Origin of the sequence: Flavobacterium anseongense, from assembly GCF_021608185.1 — a bacterium.
Classification (GTDB): domain Bacteria; phylum Bacteroidota; class Bacteroidia; order Flavobacteriales; family Flavobacteriaceae; genus Flavobacterium; species Flavobacterium anseongense.
Genome location: NZ_JAKIHN010000004.1, coordinates 195760 through 215059 on the forward strand (window position 1 = coordinate 195760; position 19300 = coordinate 215059).

Genomic DNA, 19300 nt, shown 5'->3' on the forward strand with positions numbered 1-19300 from the left:
CTTTTATGAAAGATTTTAATCCTCCAACAAAACCTCCAAAATATTTATAGCTGCTTCGCTAATCTTAGTTCCTGGTCCAAAGACCGCAACAGCTCCGGCATCAAAAAGGAATTGGTAGTCCTGTGCAGGGATTACTCCGCCTACGATGACCATAATGTCTTCGCGACCGTATTTTTTGAGTTCTTCGATAACTTGTGGAACTAATGTTTTATGTCCGGCAGCGAGTGAGGAAACTCCGAGTATGTGTACGTCATTTTCAACCGCTTGTTTAGCGGCTTCCTGTGGTGTTTGGAATAGGGGACCGATATCTACATCAAAGCCCACATCGGCATAACCTGTTGCTACTACTTTGGCACCGCGGTCGTGACCGTCTTGTCCCATTTTAGCAATCATAATACGCGGGCGACGTCCTTCTTTCTTAGCGAAAGCGTCGGCTAATTGTTTTGCTTTTTCAAAGCTTTCGTCGTTTTTTATTTCTTTGCTGTACACGCCGCTGAATGATCTGATTTGTGCTTTATACCTGCCAAAAACTGTTTCGAGTGCATCACTGATTTCTCCTAATGTGGCTCTGTTTCGGGCAGCTTCTACGGCTAAAGATAATAAATTTTTATCCTGATGCATATCAGGATCTGTTGTATTTTCTGCCCATGCCTTAGCACAGTCCGTTAATTTTGCTAAACAGGTATTTACCTTTTCGGTATCACGGGTTGCCTTAATACTTTCTAATCGCTCAATTTGTTGCCTGCGCACCATTTGGTTATCCACATCTAAAATATGCAACGGATCTTCTTTATCTAAACGGTATTTATTTACACCTACAATAATATCCTGACTGCTGTCGATACGTGCCTGCTTGCGTGCTGCGGCTTCCTCGATACGAAGTTTCGGAATCCCGGCTTCTATAGCTTTGGTCATTCCGCCTAAGGATTCTACTTCTTCAATCAACGCCCAGGCTTTTTCGGTGATTTCGGCGGTTAGTTTTTCTACATAATAACTGCCTGCCCAAGGGTCGACGGTTTTGCAGATTTTGGTTTCTTCCTGCAGGAATATCTGAGTGTTTCGTGCAATACGTGCGGAGAAATCGGTTGGTAAGGCAATGGCTTCGTCTAAGGCATTGGTGTGTAAGGATTGCGTTCCGCCAAAGGCAGCGGCTGCCGCTTCGATAGTTGTTCGGGCTACATTATTAAACGGGTCTTGTTCGGTTAGACTCCAGCCCGAAGTTTGGCAGTGTGTACGCAACGCTAAAGACTTTTCATCTTTTGGATTGAATTGTTTTAAGAGTTTTGCCCAAAGCATACGAGCTGCTCTCATCTTGGCAATTTCCATAAAATGATTCATTCCAATCGCCCAAAAGAACGAAAGGCGTGGAGCGAACTCATCGATTTTCATTCCTGCAGCTATACCGGTTCGGATGTATTCTAAACCATCAGCTAAAGTGTAGGCCAATTCAATATCGGCAGTGGCACCGGCTTCCTGCATGTGATAACCTGAAATTGATATCGAGTTGAACTTTGGCATTTTTTTGCTGGTGTATTCAAAAATATCGGCAATGATTTTCATCGATGGTGTTGGTGGATAGATATAGGTATTACGAACCATAAACTCTTTTAGTATGTCATTTTGGATGGTTCCCGAAAGCAGTTCGGCAACAACACCTTGTTCTTCGGCAGCGACTATGTAGAAAGCCATGATTGGTAAAACAGCTCCGTTCATCGTCATCGAAACCGACATTTCATCCAACGGAATCTGGTCGAATAAGATTTTCATGTCTTCAACACTGTCAATCGCAACTCCGGCTTTACCCACATCACCAACAACTCTTTCATGGTCGGAATCATAACCGCGATGCGTGGCTAAATCAAAAGCCACTGATAAACCTTTTTGACCTGCTGCTAAATTTCTTCTGTAAAAAGCATTGCTTTCTTCGGCAGTAGAGAAACCAGCATATTGACGGATTGTCCAAGGGCGACGCACATACATCGTAGCATAAGGACCACGAAGGTTAGGGGCGAAGCCTGCTCCGAAACCGATGTGTTCTAAGTCTTCAATATCAGCATGTGTGTATGACGACTTGACTCCAATTCCTTCGGCGGTGAGAAAGTTGTCAGTTGTTGGTTGTTGGTTGTTGGCATCAACTTTTCCCTTATCCCTTATCCCTAATTTTATATGTTGGATGTTCTTTCTCATTATTCTTCCTGAGCTAAACGTTCCTGCTCTAATTTTTCGGCTAAACGCTTTTCGATAATTGGTGTGATTAACGTTTTACGTGGATTTTGTTTTACGAATGGATATAGTTCCAAATCGTGTTTCATTTTGTCATTTTTGTTTGGGTATTTGTTGGTGCCCAATAAAACTTCTTTTCCTGTATCAAAAAGTACCTGCTCTTTGGCAGCGCTTTCGCTGATTTTCTTTTGGATGCTGCCTTCGATGAGTTGGGTAATGAAACCACCTTTTTCTTCTATTTCTTTGAAAAGCAGTAAGGCTTTTTCGGCTAGTTGTTCGGTCAAGGTTTCGATATAATAAGCACCATCAGCCGGATTGCTGACTTTATCAAAATAGCTTTCGTACTTTAAGACCAATAATTGGTTACGCGCAATTCTATCTCCAAATTCGTTGTCTTTGTGATACAATGCATCATAAGGCAGATTGGCAATGCTATTGGCTCCGCCTAAAATTGCAGACATACATTCGGTTGTGGTGCGTAGCATGTTTACGTTGTAATCGTATAAAGTTTTGTTGCGTTTTGTTGGTGTAACAACTATGTGGCAATCAAAAGTGTGATCGTATTCGGCAGCTAAAGTGTTGAACAATAAACGCAATGCTCTCAATTTTGCTATTTCGAAAAAGTAATTGGTACCAACAGCAACTTCAATAGTTATGGGTTGATTTATACTTTTAATTCGGTTGAAATATTCGTTGACATGTGCCAAAGTATAGGCTAACTGTTGTACCATATTCGCTCCGGCGTTTTGGTAAATGCCCGATTGTACAGCAATAAAAGGAGTAGTGGTTTTAGCACTAATTGCAATCAGTTTTTCGAAGTCTTTGTCTAAATTTTCGAACCAGTTTCCATCTCTGCTCAGTTGACCGATTGGGTCAATTTGAATGGAACACTTTGCGTTATTTTTAACAGCAAAGTCATTGATTTTAGTTACGAAATCGATTGAAAGAAAAGGCAAATAAAAAAAATAAGCAACGTTTTCTAAAGGTAGATTTTGCATTAAGTTATCTATCGCAACATTCTCATTTTCAACAGTAAAACGAATACTTTCTGCGCCACGATTTAAACTATCTAAAGCTCTTTTGTTGGATAGTGCAACATCATGAACAAAGATATTCTGAAGTACTTTAAAAGGTTCAGAATTTATTGTTGATGAATACTTAATTTCCGATTCATCTTCATGATAAAACGGTCTTACTTTGATGCCTTCCAGACTCTCCCAAACTAAAGTATCGTTATAATCGGCACCTTTTAGTTCATACTGAATTTGCTGCTTCCATTGTTTGGAAGAAACGGGTTCGAAAGCATCAAATAAATTTTCAGACATACTTATAGAGATTTTGAATCTGTTTTTTCGTCCTTGATAGAATCGCCTTCAAATTCGATGATATAGATATCTTCGCTGTCGCGTTTCATATAGTATTTTTCTCGGGCGTATTTTTCTATCTGGTCAGGATTTTTCAGTTGTTTAATATTCTCGCTATCTTTTCTGATTTCGTCCTGATAGTATTTTTTATTGTCTTCGAGTTCGTCTAGTTGTTTGTTTAGAACTCGGTGTTCCATATAGGAAGTGTTGTCCAGAAATAACATCCAAACGGTAAAAAAAACTAACACAATAACGTATCTGTTCCCGAGGACTTTCAGGATAGGATAGGCATTAGTTAGATTTTTAAAGAAGCTCATTTTAGGTAATTCTTTGGTTGATAACGGCTCTTACCACATCGATAGCCACGGTATTGTATTTATCATTTGGAATGATAATATCGGCAAAGGCTTTGGTAGGTTCAATAAATTGTTGGTGCATTGGTTTTAAAGTCGTTTGATAGCGATTCAAAACTTCTTCCATATCGCGACCGCGCTCGGCAATATCTCTTTTTAAACGACGAATCAAACGTTCATCAGAATCGGCATGGACAAATATTTTGACATCAAACATATCTCGAAGTTCCGGGTTTGCCAAAATTAAAATTCCTTCCACAATCATTACTTTTCGTGGATGTGTTATGACTGTATCCTCGGTACGGTTGTGTGTTACAAAGGAATAGACAGGCTGTTCTATAATCTCACCTTTTTTTAATGCGGTAAGATGTTGGACTAACAATTCGAAATCAATGGCACGTGGATGGTCAAAATTGATGAGACCTCTTTCTTCAAAACTCAGATTATCATTCACCCTGTAATAAGAGTCTTGAGAGATTACGCCCACTTCGGCTTCCGGTAATTCATTAATAATCTGTTGGACAACAGTTGTTTTTCCACTTCCGGTACCGCCAGCAATTCCTATAATCAGCATATTTAGTTGAGTTGTTTTTAGTTTCAACAAAAATAGAAATTATATCGGAAGTTTTTAGAGAAAAGAAAATAGATAAAAGAAAATAGATAAAAGAAAATAGAGAAATTAGGTAGTAGAAAAGAGAAAGTGATTAAGTTGATGTAATATATGTATGCGAAAAAAAATAAAAATCTTTTGTATCCTAATTAATAATTCTATATTTGCACTCGCTTTCGGGGTGTAGCGTAGCCCGGTTATCGCGCCTGCTTTGGGAGCAGGAGGCCGCAGGTTCGAATCCTGCCACCCCGACCGGTAAATCCTTTCTGCAATTGCAGAAAGGATTTTTTATTTAGAAAAAATAGCCAAGCTTGCTTGAGCTTTTTTTCTAAATAAAAAATACATCGCGCTGAAAGCACGAATGGATTTACTAGTGATAGAGCCTATATTCAGGATCACGTAACAATCCTGCTTTTAAACTATACTAATTATTGGACGTCACTTCGACAAGCTCAGTGTGACAATGCTTTTCTAATTGTCTTCTGAAAACAAAACGTTATCGCTAGCCCCGATGGGAGCGAGCTACCATGTAGCGCGGACAGCGGGACTGGACATCCTGAAATAAGAAAATGCTGTGCTCCTAAATTGCGTTTTCAACAATAATCAAATCTTATTCACAAATTGCGTTTAGCGATTGGTTTCTGAATTTATTTTACATTGAAAAGTTTACATTTGCAACCAAATAAATTCAAATCATGTCAGATACAATTGAAAAAATAAAATGCTTAATTATAGGTTCGGGACCAGCGGGTTATACCGCAGCTATATATGCTGCCAGAGCTAATATGAATCCGGTTTTGTACCAAGGAACGCAGCCAGGTGGGCAATTAACTACGACGAATGAAGTAGAAAATTTCCCGGGTTATCCTGATGGTGTTACCGGTCCGGAAATGATGGTGCAGCTACAAGCACAGGCGCAACGTTTTGGTACAGATGTTCGAGACGGTTGGGCAACCAAAGTTGATTTTTCGGGAAGCATTCATAAAGTTTGGATTAACGATACTAAGGAAATTCATGCTGAAACCGTGATTATTTCTACCGGTGCATCGGCTAAGTATTTGGGATTGCCTTCGGAGCAACATTATTTGAATATGGGTGGTGGCGTTTCTGCCTGTGCGGTTTGTGATGGTTTCTTTTATAGAAATCAGGAAGTTGTGATTGTTGGAGCAGGAGATTCGGCTTGTGAAGAAGCACATTACTTATCAAAGCTTTGTAAAAAAGTTACGATGTTGGTTAGAAGTGAGAAATTCAGAGCTTCTAAAATCATGGAAGAGCGTGTTCGCAAAACGGAGAATATTACCATATTGATGAACCATGATACTGTTGAAGTATTGGGTGATGGGCAAGTGGTTACTGCAGTAACAGCTAAAAATAAAACTACAGGAGAAATCATAGAGATTCCGGCAACAGGTTTCTTTGTAGCTATTGGTCACAAACCTAACACGGATATTTTTGCAGATTATTTAAATTTGGATGAAACAGGTTATATCATTAATGAACCGGGCACTTCTAAAACCAATGTGAAAGGTGTTTTTGTTGGTGGCGATGCTGCAGATCATGTATATCGACAAGCGGTAACTGCTGCAGGAACCGGTTGTATGGCAGCTTTGGATGCGGAACGTTATTTGGCTTCTTTGGAGTAATTATGAATTATGAATTATGAATTATGAATTATGAATTTGACTTATTAGGTTGAATTTTAATTTAAGTATTATAGTTATTAAAAATCCCGTCTTTTTGAGACGGGATTTTTTTATTTTGTTGTTGGTTTTTTTCTGAGAACGGCACTATCTACTAAGTGTTTGATTTCAATTTTGACAGGTTCACCATACAAAGCAATTTCACTATTTCCTGAAGCATCGATAGTAGCAATGTTACTTATGCCAATGCTACTGTTGGCATAACCACTAACTTCTACTAAAGCGTTTTTTGCGGTTAGTTTTTTACCTATGAAATCGGTGTTGTTGTCTAATCGAAGTTTTAAATCTAATACATCGCCTTCGACTTCGGCTGATGCTTTTTGGTACATATCAAATTTCATTTCACCGGAAGAAATAAGCGCTTTTACATAAGCACTTTTACTCAGGTCAATGGCAGTTTTTTCAGATTTTAAATTGAGTTCTACTTTTGATCTGTCGTTTGCCATTAAAGTAAAGTTTTTGGTTTTTGCGTTTAGAAACAATTTGGCATAATCATAACTCTTAAAGGTTATGTTGTCTAAAACGACATCGGATAAAGCAGTTACATTAGTTTCGTCTTTGGCGCTGACCAAATTAAATTTGTCTGTATAGGTAACACGAACGCTTAGTTTTTTATAGCTCGATATATCTTTGGATGTTGAAATTCTGAGGTTTTTACCTGTCAGCTTGTACTCGACAAATCCTATTAAGTTGTCATCTGCTTCTATTTCGATGCCACATTCATTTCCTTTAATTAAAAATACTTCCAGATTGTCTTCTACTTCAAGCGACTCAAAGTTATCTACTTGTTTTTGTTCCAATTTGACAATTTTGGAACCTTTTACTTTTTCTTTCTTTTGCGCAAAGGTGAGAACAGTAAGAAGTAGGAAGCTTAGTGTAATTATTTTTTTCATCTAAAGTTGGGCAATGGTTAGTTTTACTTTGTACAATTCGTCTCGTATTCAGAACGATACTCAAGTGTCAAAAATAGAAAAAAAAACATCCCAATTTTCATTGAGATGTTTAATTAACTTATTCTTTGGAAACACTTCCGCCGGAACTTTCTTCTTTACTTACCGTTTTGGGAGAACCGTGATAATCGATTGAGCTTCCGCTTGATGCTTTGGCGTTTAAACTTACTATTGGGTTTACATCTGTTGAACTGCCGCTTGATGATTCTGAAACGACATCATTAACCAATAAACCTCGAGCATTAATTTCACTTCCGCTGGAAGATTTAGTATTTAATTGTAATGCTTTTCCATTAACAGCGATACTACTTCCGCTAGAACTTTTACATTTTATTGTTTCATATTCTAAGCTCAAATTGGCTTCGCTACCACTGCTGGATTTTATATCAATATCGGTTCCGTTAAAGGTATTCTTTGTTGAAACTGATGAGCCACTTGTAGTTTCAAGTGCCGTTAATGAAGGCAGTTTAACGCGAATGTTTTTAGCTGTTGCTTCATCAATATTTTCATCTGAAGTGATGTAAAGAGTCCCGTTTTCCACTTTGGTAGTGATGTGTTCCTGCAAATTATCATCGGCTTCTACTTCTACAAAATAGGTGTCCGCTTGTTCCAATGTTACATTTAAACCGCGACTAACATCTACTTTTGTATAGTTACCTTCAACGTTGCGTTTTTGGGTTGTCACATTTCCGTTACCGTCTATACCTGATCCGAATTCAATATCTCTTACATGACAAGAACTAAATAAGGCTGCTGCTGCAGTTACGGCAATTACTTTGGTGCAAAATACTACGAACTTTACCATGATTATTTTGTTTTAACTATTATTCCGTTTTCATCAACCGTAAGGGTTGTTTTTTTGTTATTATCAGAATCTTTTTTTCCTGTTTTAGTTTCGGTAACTATCTTACCATTTACTTTTACAGTAACCACGTTTGTGGAGTCATTTTCACTTGTAATATTTACTTCTTCACCTTCAACATCACCATATTCATTTTCATCCGCAGGGCAATTCAAGCATTTTACCTGAGACTCTTCCACTTTATAAATATAGTCACTTGAGCTAAAGTGCAAATTGAAAAAGTCATTCTCGGTTGTGTCATAATTCTGAACCGTTTCGTCGGCTTTGAAAATGGTTCCTTTTGGTAAATACAAGAACAATTCTACTTCCTGACCTCTGAATTTGTTGGCAACATCGGTCAATAAATAATTGTCTAAAATTAATTTATTTCCTTCAATTTTATAGCCATATTTTATTTTTTCAGCACGATTTCTAGCTTCAACGGCTGATTTTCCAACTGCTAATCTTTCAATTTGAAGATATGGAGTAGTTTCATCCGTTTTCATAATTTGGATAGTCACATTATTTGAATAGATTATTTCCTTGTTTTTCTCGTCTTGTGTTAATCTGAAATCGGTGTTGTGATAAATATCTTTTGAATAAAAATCATTGTTTTTAAACTTTATATATAATGTATCAGTAGGAGCTATGTTAATCGTTTCTTTATTAACAGTTTTTCCATCATAAGCTATTTGTGTAGCTTCGTTAATTCCTAATGAAATTAAGATTCCAACAGCAATTATCCAAATACCTAATAAGCTGAATTTAACTATGTTTCCAAGAGATTTCAAATTGGTTACCAATAATTTTAATCCAAGTATTAAGAAGAAAAACGCTGGTATTCCAAAAGCCAGAAGGAATAATACTCCCTGAGCCCAAATAGGTGTTTCTAAACCAATAGGAGTACTAACATGATTCAGTATGTAATTATCCGGCATTGATGACGAAAAGATCATAAAGATAGAGGCAAAGCAAATTCCCAATAAGGCAAATGAAGAGAAAACTACAATGATTGCACCTAATATCTTTGCAAATACTTTGAAAATACTCATGAAAATCTCGCCAATTCCATCAGCTACTTTTGTAGCTCCGGCTTTTGCTTCGTTTCCCATTTTGTCGTAATCAGCATTTTTAAACTTGTTGGAAACGCTTTCAAATTCTTCTCTTACTTTTTTTTCGATATTAGAAATAGTAACCGGTTCGCCAGTCATTTCCAGTTTTTCGGAAGTAGTTACTGCTTTTGGCATCGCCACCCAAAGGATTAGGTAAGCCAGTACACCCGTTCCGAATCCAAATAACAATATCAGGAAAAGGATTTTAAACCAAACAGCGTCGATTCCGAAATAGTGGCCTAGACCTGTACAAACACCGGCAATTGTTCCTCTGTCTTTATCGCGATACAATTTTTTAGATTTAGTATATGGATAAAATGGTTCCGGTGCAGCTTTATCGTCTGAATCGTCGTCAATTCGGTAATCTTCAGGCTGTCCCATAATTACGATTACTTCATCAACATCTTTATTGTTGATTACGTGTTTGTCGCTTTTTTGTTTTTCAGTTAACAATTCGGCTACACGCATTTCTATATCTTTCATAATTTCATCCTGACCGGAAGAATTAGAGAGGGATCTTTTTATTGCTTCGAAATATCGAGTCAATTTTTGGAATGCATCTTCATCTATGTGAAAAACTAAACCACCTATATTAATATTTACTGTTTTGTTCATGATTTCTTTGATTTGTTAGTTGTGATGATGTTCACGGCATCAGACAATTCCGTCCAAGTGCCACTTAATTCAGTTAAAAATGTTTTTCCTATTTCTGTCAAACCGTAATATTTTCTCGGTGGTCCAGAAGTTGATTCTTCCCAACGGTAGTTGAGTAAACCGTCATTTTTTAGTCTTGTCAATAGCGGATAAACGGTTCCCTCTACCACTAGCAATTTAGCGTTTTTTAAAGTGTCTAATATTTCAGAAGTGTATGCTTCTTTGTCTCTTAAGACACACAAGATACAAAATTCTAAAACACCTTTACGCATCTGGGCTTTTGTGTTTTCAATATTCATAATACATGATTTAATTTTTTCTGATTACTAATTCGTTTTTTGATCGATGATTGAAACTGGTGATTTTGATTGATTTGATTAATGATATTGATTGATGAATTTTTAATCTTCGGAAACCTGAACAATTAGATTAGATTGCTTTTCTCCGATAAGCTTCACTAGGTATTTTTCATTTTCTTCCATAGTGAAGGTTAGTTTGTTTTGCCCACCTTTTTTATATTTTTCAGACAAAACGATGTTGCTTTTTTTGTCTGTTACAATTACGTTAATGTTATCTTCGGTTTTTAGGCTGAATTTTAAATTAACATCTACGTTATCATGGGCTACAATTTCGAATTGATGATTTTCTTTTTGTAACTCAGTGTTTTGCATTTGGAAGTGATTAACTTCGATACCTTTGTTTTCCTGAGCTACCAATTTTGCGGTCATGCTCATTAACATTGCTGCGATTAAGATTAATTGTTTCATGATGATTGATTTTTGATTGATGATGATTGATTTGATGATTTATTTAAAAAACGGAATACTTAAAGGATACTTATATTCTTCTCCGTTTGACGCTTTAACCGCAGCATGGATGATTAGTACAAATTCTGCAACTTTTATAAAGATGAAAAGGAGCACGGCAGCAATTCCAATTAATACTGCTCCGCTTAGGTGAACTGATTTTATATTATTGATAACAATATCGTGGTCATGAAAACAAGCATCTAAAGGAATATTTTGAAAAATAGTATATATAAATATTGGTATGGCGATTAAGCATAGCACAACAGTATATATAAAGATGCTCAATTGAAAATTCAACACCTGCTTCCCGTTGTAATCAATAAATTCTGATTCTTCTTTTTTTGAACTCCAGATGACAATCGGAAAAATAAAATTCCCAAGCGGAATGATATATTGTGCCAATGCACTAAGGTGCAAAACGGTAGCGATGTTTTTGTCATTAGTTGTTGTCATGATTTTGTTTTTTAAGTTGTTGATTGATGACCGAAACTTTTAATACTATAGATAGACCATTAATTTCTTATACAAAGATACAATCAAAAAAAGGTATTATGCAATACAAAGTACTTAAATTTAACAAAAAATTAACATTTACTTAAAAAGCGAAATCCATGTTTTTTATTGTACTTTTACAGTAAAATCGAGTGCTTATGGAATTTTCACCAGCAAAATTAAATACCTTTTTATTTTTAAAATTACCGTCTGCTTTTTGGAGTGGTGTTAGAGTAAAGTCGATTTCAAAGGAGCAATGTGTTGTTACTGTGAAGCACAGATGGTTTAATCAAAATCCTTTTAATTCGATGTATTTTGCGGTACAAGCCATGGCTGCAGAATTGACAACTGGCGCATTAGTGATGATGCAAATCAAAAATAGTGGCAGAAATATTTCAATGTTGGTTGCCAATAACAATGGAAATTATTCAAAAAAAGCCACAGGAAGAATAACATTCACTTGTAATGATGGTCATTTACTGAATGAAGCTATCCAAAAAACAATAACTACAGGTGAAGGTCAAACCATTTGGATGAAATCTATTGGACAAAATGAAAAAGGGGAACAAGTTTCTGAAATGAACTTTGAGTGGAGCATCAAATTGAAGTCGTAAACAAAAGTTAAACCTATTACAATTGGCTATTATTTATGAGATGTTGATTGTAACTTTGATGAACCCGAGGCGAAGACGAATTGTATGGAGCATAGCGGAATAAAATACTTCAAAAATGAGGATTCTAATAACTGGTGCAACAGGTTTAATAGGGAATGAGTTGGTAAAGCTATTGTTAGCCAAAAATCATTCTGTGCATTATTTAACTACTTCGCTTTCAAAGATTGAAAGCAAAACTAACTACCAGGGCTTTTACTGGAATCCGGAGCAAAGTAAAATTGATGAAAATTGTATTTATGAAGTCGATGTTATTGTTCATTTGGCGGGAGCCAATATTGCTAAACGTTGGACGAATGCATACAAACAGGAGATAATAGAAAGCCGAACATTGTCGAGTGAACTACTTTATAATTTGGTTAAAAAAAATCCAAACCAGGTAAAACAATTTATTTCCGCATCCGGAACGGCTATCTATCCTGAAAGTTTTGATATGGTTTATGATGAAGCTGCAACAGAAACAGAAGATAGCTTTCTTTCTAATGTGGTTAAAAAATGGGAGGAAAGTGCCAGCCGATTTCAAGTTTTAGGTCTAAAAGTCTGTAAATTAAGAACAGGAATTGTACTTTCAAATGCCGGTGGCGCTTTACCGGAAATGGTGAAACCTATAAAAATGGGTTTTGGTGCAGCAATGGGAAATGGAGAACAAGTTCAATCGTGGATACATATCACAGATTTGGTTGCTATGTATTGTTTTGCAATAGAAAACCAATTAGAAGGTATTTATAATGCGGTAACTCCAAATCCGATAAGCAACCAGGAATTAACGACTGTTATTGCAAAAACGCTAAAGAAACCACTTTTTCTACCCAATATTCCACAGTTTGTTATGAAGCTACTGCTTGGTGAAATGAGTTACCTACTATTTTCCAGTAAAAATCTATCTGCTCAAAAAATTATGGATAACGGTTTCCAATTTCAATTTCCCGAGATAAAGCAAGCCATTGCTGATTTATATTCATAAAAAAAGTGCTGTTTTTCAACAGCACTTTTTTTACTATAAAGATTCTTGAATTAATAATTTTTTACAGCGATAAGCTAACCTGAATTGAATACTTGTTTATTTTATTGACACAAATTTAATCTAAACGAAATCGTAATAGTCTTAAAATTTTATTAAATTTTTATTAAAATTAGGTAACTATCTTTTGTTTGAAAACTTTTTATCAAACAAAATTGAATGACAATTTGACATTTTTAAAGAAATGGCAGTACTTTTGCAAACCGAAAATCATCACTCGAGGCATTTGATATTAAGAAAAATTAATTAATCGGAGTGAAGCGACAAAGAATGAATATGAAAAATATTTTTAAAAATAAAAACTCGATGAATACTGAAAATACAGAAAAAGAAACAATTATTGATGAAAATGCATCCGATAATACTGTAAATGAAATTGAATCTGCAACTGAATTAACCGCTGAGGAAAAGCTCCAGGAAGATTTAGCGAATGAAAAAGATAAATTTCTACGCCTTTTTGCTGAATTTGAAAACTTCAAAAGAAGAACTGCTAAAGAAAGAATTGATTTGTTTAAAACAGCCAATCAGGATGTTTTGCAAGCCATGTTGCCTGTATTAGATGATTTTGACAGAGCAATGGTAGAAATTGCAAAATCAGACGATGATGTTTTATTGAAAGGCGTTGAATTGATTCACGAGAAATTAAAAAGTACATTGGTTTCGAAAGGTTTGGAACAAGTTGAAGTAAGAGCTGGTGATGCTTTTAATGCCGATTATGCCGAAGCAATCACACAAATTCCGGCACCAACAACGGATTTGAAGGGTAAAATCGTGGATGTAATTGAAAAAGGATATAAACTGGGAGACAAAATTATCCGTTTTCCAAAGGTTGTAATCGGACAATAATTTAGGTCTAAATTTTTAGAAAAATAGTATGAGCAAAAAAGATTTTTACGAAATATTAGGCGTGTCAAAAAACGCTTCTGCTGAGGAAATTAAGAAGGCATACCGAAAGAAAGCGATTGAATTCCACCCTGATAAAAATCCGGGAAACAAAGAAGCGGAAGAAAACTTCAAAACAGCAGCCGAAGCTTATGAAGTTTTAAGTGATGCCGATAAAAAAGCAAAATACGATCAATACGGTCATGCTGCTTTTGATGGTGCCGGAGGTTTTGGTGGCGGACATCATATGAATATGGATGATATCTTCAGTCAGTTTGGAGATATTTTTGGCGGTGCATTTGGTGGCAGCGGATTTGGCGGATTCGGTGGAAATTCCGGAGGACAACGCAGAGTGAAAGGAAGCAATCTTCGTATCAAAGTTAAATTGACTTTGGAAGAAATTGCCAATGGTGTTGAGAAAAAAGTAAAAGTAAAGCGTAAAGTTCAAGCGGCTGGCGTAAAATATAGAACCTGTTCAACCTGTAACGGGCAAGGTCAGGTTTTGAGAGTTACTAATACCATTTTGGGCAGAATGCAATCGGCAACAACCTGTCATGTTTGTGGCGGTTCCGGTCAAACTATCGAAAGCAAACCAAACAATGCTGATGCACATGGAATGATTTTGGAAGACGAAACGGTTTCGATTAAAATTCCGGCCGGAGTTGTTGACGGAATGCAATTAAAGGTTTCAGGCAAAGGAAATGATGCTCCCGGAAATGGTGTTCCTGGCGATTTAATTGTTGCCATAGAAGAACTGGAACACGAATTTTTAAAACGTGAAGGCGAAAATCTTCATTATGATTTATACATCAGCTTTGCCGAAGCAGCACTAGGCGTTTCCAAAGACATTGAAGCGGTTAATGGTAAAGTAAGAATTAAACTTGAAGACGGTATTCAGTCCGGAAAAATTTTAAGGCTGAAAGGCAAAGGAATTCCAAGCCTCAATAGTTATGGTAATGGTGATTTATTGGTACATATCAATGTATGGACACCAAAAAATCTAAGTAAAGAACAGCGTCAGTTTTTTGAAAAATCGTTGACTGATGAAAACTTTATTCCACAACCTGAAAAAGGAGATAAATCTTTTTTTGAAAAAGTAAAGGATATGTTTTCATAGTTTAAAAAATAGTTTTATATTTGAATGTTACTTGGAAACAAGTGACTTCTTTTTCATAGCAATTTTTCCCATCCTTTTGTAAAAATTAGGGTGGGTTTTTTTTGTAACAAATATTTACGATTGATTACTTATTGAGTACTTTTACAAAAAAACACCCGTGGCGTCGCCGAACTGTTATGGAGCGCAGCGTAATAAAAATACAAAGTATGAGCAATATACTTGAAGTAAACAAAGTAGTTAAGCAATATGGAGATTATACCGCGCTTAACGAAGTTTCTTTAACCGTTCCCAAAGGCAGCATTTACGGACTTCTCGGTCCGAATGGTGCCGGAAAAACTTCCCTTATCCGTATTATCAATCAAATCACAATGCCCGATGGCGGTAGTGTGACTTTGGATGGTGAAAGACTAAAGCCTGAACACGTTGCTGTAATTGGTTATATGCCTGAAGAGAGAGGTTTGTACAAAACTATGAAAGTAGGCGAGCAGTGTTTGTATTTGGCACAACTCAAGGGATTGTCAAAACAAGAGGCCAAACAACAATTGGATTATTGGTTTGAACGTCTTGAAATTCAGGGTTGGTGGAACAAGAAAATTCAGGAGCTTTCTAAAGGGATGGCTCAAAAAATCCAGTTTGTGGTTACCGTTTTGCATAAGCCAAAATTGCTTATTCTTGACGAGCCGTTTTCCGGATTTGATCCGGTAAATGCCAATCTGATTAAAGATGAAATCATCGAGCTGAACAAACAGGGAACATCCGTAATTTTCTCAACTCACCGAATGGAAAGCGTAGAAGAAATGTGTGATTACATTGCCTTAATTCACAAATCGAATAAACTGATTGAAGGAAGACTTTCGGATGTTAAAAAACAATTCAGAACTAACAGCTATGAAGTAGGAATTCTAAGCGATAACATCGAGGGTTTGATGTATGATTTGTCACAAAAATTCACCTTGTCTCAAACGGATTTCAAATCATTAAATGACGAATTGAAATTAGAAATTAATCTGGGAAATGCTACGCCAAATGATTTACTGAATACTTTAATTAAAAGAGGTCAAGTAACTCATTTTGTGGAAAAAATTCCAAGTATGAATGATATTTTTATCCAAACAGTAACTAAATAAAATAACAAAAATAAAATTCCAAAAGACAAACAAATATCAAAAACTAAAAATCAAATTTCAAACTGTGAATCATTGAAATATTTTGAATTTGAAAATTGAGTTTTATTTGGAATTTGGGATTTCTAATATTGGAATTTAAAAAGAAATATGAGCAAATTAGTACTTATAATAAAAAGAGAATTTATTGCCAAAGTGCGCAATAAATCATTTATCGTAATGACTTTTTTAAGTCCGTTATTGTTTGTCGGAATTGGTGTTTTTGTGGGCTATTTAAGCACAATGAAAGCGGAATTAAAAACCATCGCCGTTCATGATGAAACAGGAAGATTTGTAAATGAATTTAAAAGCGATGAAGAATACAAATATGTTGACTTATCCAAAGTCGATTTAAAAGTTCTTAAAGACAGCATTGTGAGCAAAAGCTACGAAGGATTGTTAATCATTCCGAATACGGATGACAATGCCCAACTTCAAAATGGAATTCAATATATTTCCAATGACAGTCCAAGTGTCTCTTTTACGGAAGATTTAGAAGATATTATCGCCAAAAAAATCACTGCCGAAAATTTTCAGAAGGCCGGTTTAGATACCTTAAAAATCAATAATGCCAAAGCTACTGTTGCTATTAATTTGGAAAAAGCTTCGGGCGAAGAAGCACTCAAAGGCTTAAACGAAATTAAAATCATTATTGGTGGCGCTTTCGGCTATCTTATTATGATGTTCATCGTTTTATACGGAAACATGGTAATGCGAAGTGTTATCGAAGAAAAAACATCCCGAATTATAGAAGTGATTATTTCATCTGTAAAACCATTCCAATTGATGATGGGAAAAATCATAGGAACATCTTTAGCCGGAATTTTACAGTTTCTTATTTGGGCAATATTAGGTCTTTCTGCCATGTTTATTGTTTCAAGCATGTTTGGGGTTCAAATGGGAGCTTCAGCAGGAGCACAGGCACAGGCAATGGAGACCGCACAACAAGCAGCAGGTAGTAATATTGGAATGTACATCAAAGAATTATGGAATCTGCCAATTGCAACCATCTTAATTTCATTTATTATTTATTTTATTGGGGGTTACTTTTTATACAGTTCATTTTATGCTTCAATTGGAGCGGCTGTTGATAACGAAACCGATTCACAACAATTCTTATTACCTATTATTATGCCTTTGATATTGGGTGTTTATATTGGATTTTTTACCGTTATGAATGATCCACACGGAACAGTAGCAACGGTATTCTCAATGATTCCGCTAACATCACCAATAGTTATGATGATGCGTATTCCGTTTGGAGTTCCGATGTGGCAGATTATAGTTTCGATGCTGCTCTTATTCGGAACTTTTCTTGGAGTGGTTTGGTTTGCAGCCAAAATTTACCGTGTCGGAATTTTGATGTATGGCAAAAAACCAACCTGGAGAGAGTTGATAAAGTGGCTTAAGTATTAGTATAATCTTTATAAAATCTTTATGCTTTAAAGAGTTTACCTTATATCTTACTTATAAGTAATGCCGTAACTTTGTCAAAAATTAATACCGATGACTAAGTTGTCACTCAAGAGTACTAAAAACCAATTTCTTATCAGTTTCCTATCAGTCGCACTGGTTTCTCTTTTGTGCTTATTGGTTAGGGATATTATCGATTATAAAGTAGTTGGTTATTTGTTGCTGGTTATCGTTTCGTTATTGGCAATTTTTTTAGAAATCAAAGCCGTTTTGTTAGGTGCTTTTTTGAGTGTTTTGGCTTTGGATTATTTCTTTATTAGTCCATATTACACTTTGCATATTGACAGTGCTGAAGATGCTTTGCTGTTGATTCTGTTTTTTATTATTGCCTTAATCAATGCAGTGCTGACCAATAAATTCCGAATCATGCAGCGCGCCATTCAAATCAGAGAAACACGAACCAATACTTTAAAACTTTACAATACTTTACTCGATTCGCTTTCGCACGAACTTCGAACACCAATTGCAGCGATTATTGGTTCAATCGATACGTTGCAACAAAAGAATGTTCATTTATCTGATGAAACTCAACAAAAACTGCAAAATGAGATAGAAAAAGCTTCAATGAAGTTGAATTACCAAGTCGAAAATTTATTGAATATGTCGCGCTTGGAATCAGGTTATATTCATCCCAAATTAGATTGGTGTGATGTTAAAGAAATCATTTATAATGTATGCAATCGTCTCACCGAAGAAACCAAAAACCATCAAATTCATTTCAAAATAGAAGATAATTTGCCTTTGTTTAAACTCGATTATGGTTTGATGGAGCAAATTATTTACAACTTGGTTTACAATGCTACTCAGCATACGCCAATTGGCGCCAATATTACCATAAGTGCCAAATATGAAGTCGATGCCGACTATGATTCTCACATCGATTTAATCAAAAAATGCATCATTACAATTTCCGATGATGGTTATGGTTTTCCGCCCGAAGAGATCGATAAAGCGTTTGATAAATTCTACCGATTTAAAGAATCTAAAACTGGTGGAACAGGATTAGGACTTTCTATCGTGAAAGGTTTTACCGAAGCCCAAAACGGGAAAATAACTTTGCAAAATGCAGATGAAGGCGGTGCTGTTTTCGAACTGACTTTTAACGTTGATTGCTTACCGATAAACTCTTTAGATAATGAATAATAGTTTCTCCATATTGGTTATCGATGATGAAGCACAAATCAGAAAACTGCTCGAAATTGCTTTGGAAGCGAATGATTATAAGGTTCTTTTTGCAGTCAATGGAAAAGAAGGTATTACTATGTCAGCCAGTCACCAACCGGATTTAATTTTATTGGATTTGGGTTTACCCGATGAAGACGGACAACTGATACTGAAAAAATTGCGCGAATGGTATCAAAACCCTATTATCATTCTATCGGTAAAAAGTACCGAAGAAGAAATCGTAAAAGCATTAGACAACGGAGCCAACGATTATCTGACAAAACCATTTCGCACCCAGGAATTATTAGCCCGAATCCGAACCGCTTTGCGAAATAAAACTACTGTAAATAACGAATTGACTATTGCTTTTGGGAACTGCTTAGTTGATTTTGCTTCGCGAATTGTTAAAGTCAATGGAGAAATCGTCAAACTCACTGCAACCGAATATAATTTACTGGCGCTATTAATTAAAAACGATGGACGTGTGTTAACACATCAATATATTTTAAAAGAAATCTGGGGCCAAAGCTACGCCGACCAAACCCAATACCTACGCGTTTTTGTTGCACAGCTTCGAAAAAAAATAGAAGAAGATGCCAATCGCCCCAAATTCATCATCACGGAATCGGGAGTTGGTTATCGCTTTAATTCTGGCTAAATAATTTAATTAAAAATTTCTGAAACATATTTTGCGAAAACCA

General features: G+C 35.9%; 19 protein-coding genes and 1 tRNA gene. 10 read left to right on the forward strand and 10 right to left on the reverse strand.

Features of this window, described 5'->3' with window-relative positions; genetic code table 11:
- Nucleotides 1–15: 15 nt before the first annotated feature.
- Genes scpA through udk form a run of 4 tightly spaced genes read right to left on the reverse strand, consistent with a single transcriptional unit; the run spans nt 16 to nt 4514 of the window.
- Entirely contained in the window at nt 16–2187 is a 2172-nt protein-coding gene (gene scpA, locus L1S35_RS07790; RefSeq protein WP_236398893.1) for a methylmalonyl-CoA mutase, read from the reverse strand.
- Nucleotides 2187–3548: a methylmalonyl-CoA mutase subunit beta gene (locus L1S35_RS07795; protein WP_236398896.1), complete on the reverse strand. Its 1362-nt coding sequence runs from the start codon at nt 3546–3548 to the stop codon at nt 2187–2189. Before L1S35_RS07795 ends, scpA begins: the two co-directional genes overlap by 1 nt.
- A gap of 2 nt (nt 3549–3550) precedes the next feature.
- Nucleotides 3551–3904, reverse strand: a complete 354-nt coding sequence (locus L1S35_RS07800) for an FtsB family cell division protein (protein WP_236398899.1) — start codon at nt 3902–3904, stop codon at nt 3551–3553.
- 1 nt (nt 3905) lies between these two features.
- Complete coding sequence (gene udk, locus L1S35_RS07805; RefSeq protein ID WP_236398903.1) at nt 3906–4514, reverse strand: uridine kinase; 609 nt, start codon at nt 4512–4514, stop codon at nt 3906–3908.
- A gap of 213 nt (nt 4515–4727) precedes the next feature.
- Between udk and L1S35_RS07810 the strand changes: the two genes are divergently transcribed.
- A tRNA-Pro gene (locus L1S35_RS07810) sits at nt 4728–4802 on the forward strand.
- A 443-nt stretch (nt 4803–5245) separates the two neighbouring features.
- Entirely contained in the window at nt 5246–6193 is a 948-nt protein-coding gene (gene trxB / locus L1S35_RS07815; protein ID WP_236398906.1) for a thioredoxin-disulfide reductase, read from the forward strand.
- Between the two features lie 110 nt (nt 6194–6303).
- On the opposite strand, the gene L1S35_RS07820 is transcribed toward trxB, so the two are convergent.
- From L1S35_RS07820 to L1S35_RS07845, 6 genes are all read right to left on the reverse strand, one after another.
- The gene (locus L1S35_RS07820) at nt 6304–7143 is read right to left on the reverse strand and encodes a GIN domain-containing protein (RefSeq protein WP_236398908.1); all 840 of its coding nucleotides are present in this window, start codon (nt 7141–7143) and stop codon (nt 6304–6306) included.
- A gap of 118 nt (nt 7144–7261) precedes the next feature.
- Complete coding sequence (locus L1S35_RS07825) at nt 7262–8005, reverse strand: head GIN domain-containing protein (RefSeq protein WP_236398911.1); 744 nt, start codon at nt 8003–8005, stop codon at nt 7262–7264.
- Between the two features lie 2 nt (nt 8006–8007).
- The gene (locus L1S35_RS07830; RefSeq protein ID WP_236398913.1) at nt 8008–9768 is read right to left on the reverse strand and encodes a PspC domain-containing protein; all 1761 of its coding nucleotides are present in this window, start codon (nt 9766–9768) and stop codon (nt 8008–8010) included.
- Nucleotides 9765–10106 (reverse strand): PadR family transcriptional regulator, encoded by a 342-nt coding sequence (locus L1S35_RS07835; RefSeq protein ID WP_136152457.1) that lies wholly within the window; start codon nt 10104–10106, stop codon nt 9765–9767. Before L1S35_RS07835 ends, L1S35_RS07830 begins: the two co-directional genes overlap by 4 nt.
- 102 nt (nt 10107–10208) lie before the next feature.
- Nucleotides 10209–10574, reverse strand: a complete 366-nt coding sequence (locus L1S35_RS07840; RefSeq protein WP_236398915.1) for a hypothetical protein — start codon at nt 10572–10574, stop codon at nt 10209–10211.
- A 39-nt stretch (nt 10575–10613) separates the two neighbouring features.
- Nucleotides 10614–11069, reverse strand: coding sequence for a DUF4870 domain-containing protein (locus tag L1S35_RS07845; protein WP_236398919.1), 456 nt, complete (start codon nt 11067–11069; stop codon nt 10614–10616).
- 197 nt (nt 11070–11266) lie between these two features.
- Between L1S35_RS07845 and L1S35_RS07850 the strand changes: the two genes are divergently transcribed.
- The 8 genes from L1S35_RS07850 to L1S35_RS07885 all read left to right on the forward strand — a co-directional run bounded on the left by L1S35_RS07850 (nt 11267) and on the right by L1S35_RS07885 (nt 19257).
- On the forward strand, nt 11267–11722 hold the full coding sequence (locus L1S35_RS07850; RefSeq protein WP_236398923.1) for a DUF4442 domain-containing protein: 456 nt from the start codon (nt 11267–11269) through the stop codon (nt 11720–11722).
- A 115-nt stretch (nt 11723–11837) separates the two neighbouring features.
- Nucleotides 11838–12743, forward strand: coding sequence for a TIGR01777 family oxidoreductase (locus L1S35_RS07855; protein WP_236398927.1), 906 nt, complete (start codon nt 11838–11840; stop codon nt 12741–12743).
- A 363-nt stretch (nt 12744–13106) separates the two neighbouring features.
- Nucleotides 13107–13646 (forward strand): nucleotide exchange factor GrpE, encoded by a 540-nt coding sequence (locus L1S35_RS07860; RefSeq protein WP_370641057.1) that lies wholly within the window; start codon nt 13107–13109, stop codon nt 13644–13646.
- Nucleotides 13647–13674: 28 nt separating this feature from the next.
- A complete protein-coding gene (dnaJ, locus tag L1S35_RS07865) occupies nt 13675–14799 on the forward strand; it encodes a molecular chaperone DnaJ (protein WP_236398933.1) in 1125 nt (374 codons plus the stop codon).
- A gap of 206 nt (nt 14800–15005) precedes the next feature.
- On the forward strand, nt 15006–15926 hold the full coding sequence (locus L1S35_RS07870) for an ABC transporter ATP-binding protein (protein WP_236398936.1): 921 nt from the start codon (nt 15006–15008) through the stop codon (nt 15924–15926).
- 147 nt (nt 15927–16073) lie between these two features.
- Nucleotides 16074–17378 carry an ABC transporter permease gene (locus L1S35_RS07875; protein WP_236398939.1) on the forward strand — a complete coding sequence of 435 codons (1305 nt, stop codon included), beginning with the start codon at nt 16074–16076 and terminating at the stop codon, nt 17376–17378.
- A gap of 90 nt (nt 17379–17468) precedes the next feature.
- Nucleotides 17469–18578: a sensor histidine kinase gene (locus L1S35_RS07880; protein ID WP_236398942.1), complete on the forward strand. Its 1110-nt coding sequence runs from the start codon at nt 17469–17471 to the stop codon at nt 18576–18578.
- Nucleotides 18571–19257: a response regulator gene (locus L1S35_RS07885; RefSeq protein ID WP_236398947.1), complete on the forward strand. Its 687-nt coding sequence runs from the start codon at nt 18571–18573 to the stop codon at nt 19255–19257. Before L1S35_RS07880 ends, L1S35_RS07885 begins: the two co-directional genes overlap by 8 nt.
- Nucleotides 19258–19300 lie beyond the last annotated feature (43 nt).

What these genes read in the sequence shown, in the direction of transcription:
- scpA (WP_236398893.1), bottom strand. Translation starts at nt 2,187, where the DNA reads ATGAGAAAGAACATCCAACATATAAAATTAGGGATAAGGGATAAGGGA.
- L1S35_RS07795 (WP_236398896.1), bottom strand. Translation starts at nt 3,548, where the DNA reads ATGTCTGAAAATTTATTTGATGCTTTCGAACCCGTTTCTTCCAAACAA.
- L1S35_RS07800 (WP_236398899.1), bottom strand. Translation starts at nt 3,904, where the DNA reads ATGAGCTTCTTTAAAAATCTAACTAATGCCTATCCTATCCTGAAAGTC.
- udk (WP_236398903.1), bottom strand. Translation starts at nt 4,514, where the DNA reads ATGCTGATTATAGGAATTGCTGGCGGTACCGGAAGTGGAAAAACAACT.
- trxB (WP_236398906.1), top strand. Translation starts at nt 5,246, where the DNA reads ATGTCAGATACAATTGAAAAAATAAAATGCTTAATTATAGGTTCGGGA.
- L1S35_RS07820 (WP_236398908.1), bottom strand. Translation starts at nt 7,143, where the DNA reads ATGAAAAAAATAATTACACTAAGCTTCCTACTTCTTACTGTTCTCACC.
- L1S35_RS07825 (WP_236398911.1), bottom strand. Translation starts at nt 8,005, where the DNA reads ATGGTAAAGTTCGTAGTATTTTGCACCAAAGTAATTGCCGTAACTGCA.
- L1S35_RS07830 (WP_236398913.1), bottom strand. Translation starts at nt 9,768, where the DNA reads ATGAACAAAACAGTAAATATTAATATAGGTGGTTTAGTTTTTCACATA.
- L1S35_RS07835 (WP_136152457.1), bottom strand. Translation starts at nt 10,106, where the DNA reads ATGAATATTGAAAACACAAAAGCCCAGATGCGTAAAGGTGTTTTAGAA.
- L1S35_RS07840 (WP_236398915.1), bottom strand. Translation starts at nt 10,574, where the DNA reads ATGAAACAATTAATCTTAATCGCAGCAATGTTAATGAGCATGACCGCA.
- L1S35_RS07845 (WP_236398919.1), bottom strand. Translation starts at nt 11,069, where the DNA reads ATGACAACAACTAATGACAAAAACATCGCTACCGTTTTGCACCTTAGT.
- L1S35_RS07850 (WP_236398923.1), top strand. Translation starts at nt 11,267, where the DNA reads ATGGAATTTTCACCAGCAAAATTAAATACCTTTTTATTTTTAAAATTA.
- L1S35_RS07855 (WP_236398927.1), top strand. Translation starts at nt 11,838, where the DNA reads ATGAGGATTCTAATAACTGGTGCAACAGGTTTAATAGGGAATGAGTTG.
- L1S35_RS07860 (WP_370641057.1), top strand. Translation starts at nt 13,107, where the DNA reads ATGAATACTGAAAATACAGAAAAAGAAACAATTATTGATGAAAATGCA.
- dnaJ (WP_236398933.1), top strand. Translation starts at nt 13,675, where the DNA reads ATGAGCAAAAAAGATTTTTACGAAATATTAGGCGTGTCAAAAAACGCT.
- L1S35_RS07870 (WP_236398936.1), top strand. Translation starts at nt 15,006, where the DNA reads ATGAGCAATATACTTGAAGTAAACAAAGTAGTTAAGCAATATGGAGAT.
- L1S35_RS07875 (WP_236398939.1), top strand. Translation starts at nt 16,074, where the DNA reads ATGAGCAAATTAGTACTTATAATAAAAAGAGAATTTATTGCCAAAGTG.
- L1S35_RS07880 (WP_236398942.1), top strand. Translation starts at nt 17,469, where the DNA reads ATGACTAAGTTGTCACTCAAGAGTACTAAAAACCAATTTCTTATCAGT.
- L1S35_RS07885 (WP_236398947.1), top strand. Translation starts at nt 18,571, where the DNA reads ATGAATAATAGTTTCTCCATATTGGTTATCGATGATGAAGCACAAATC.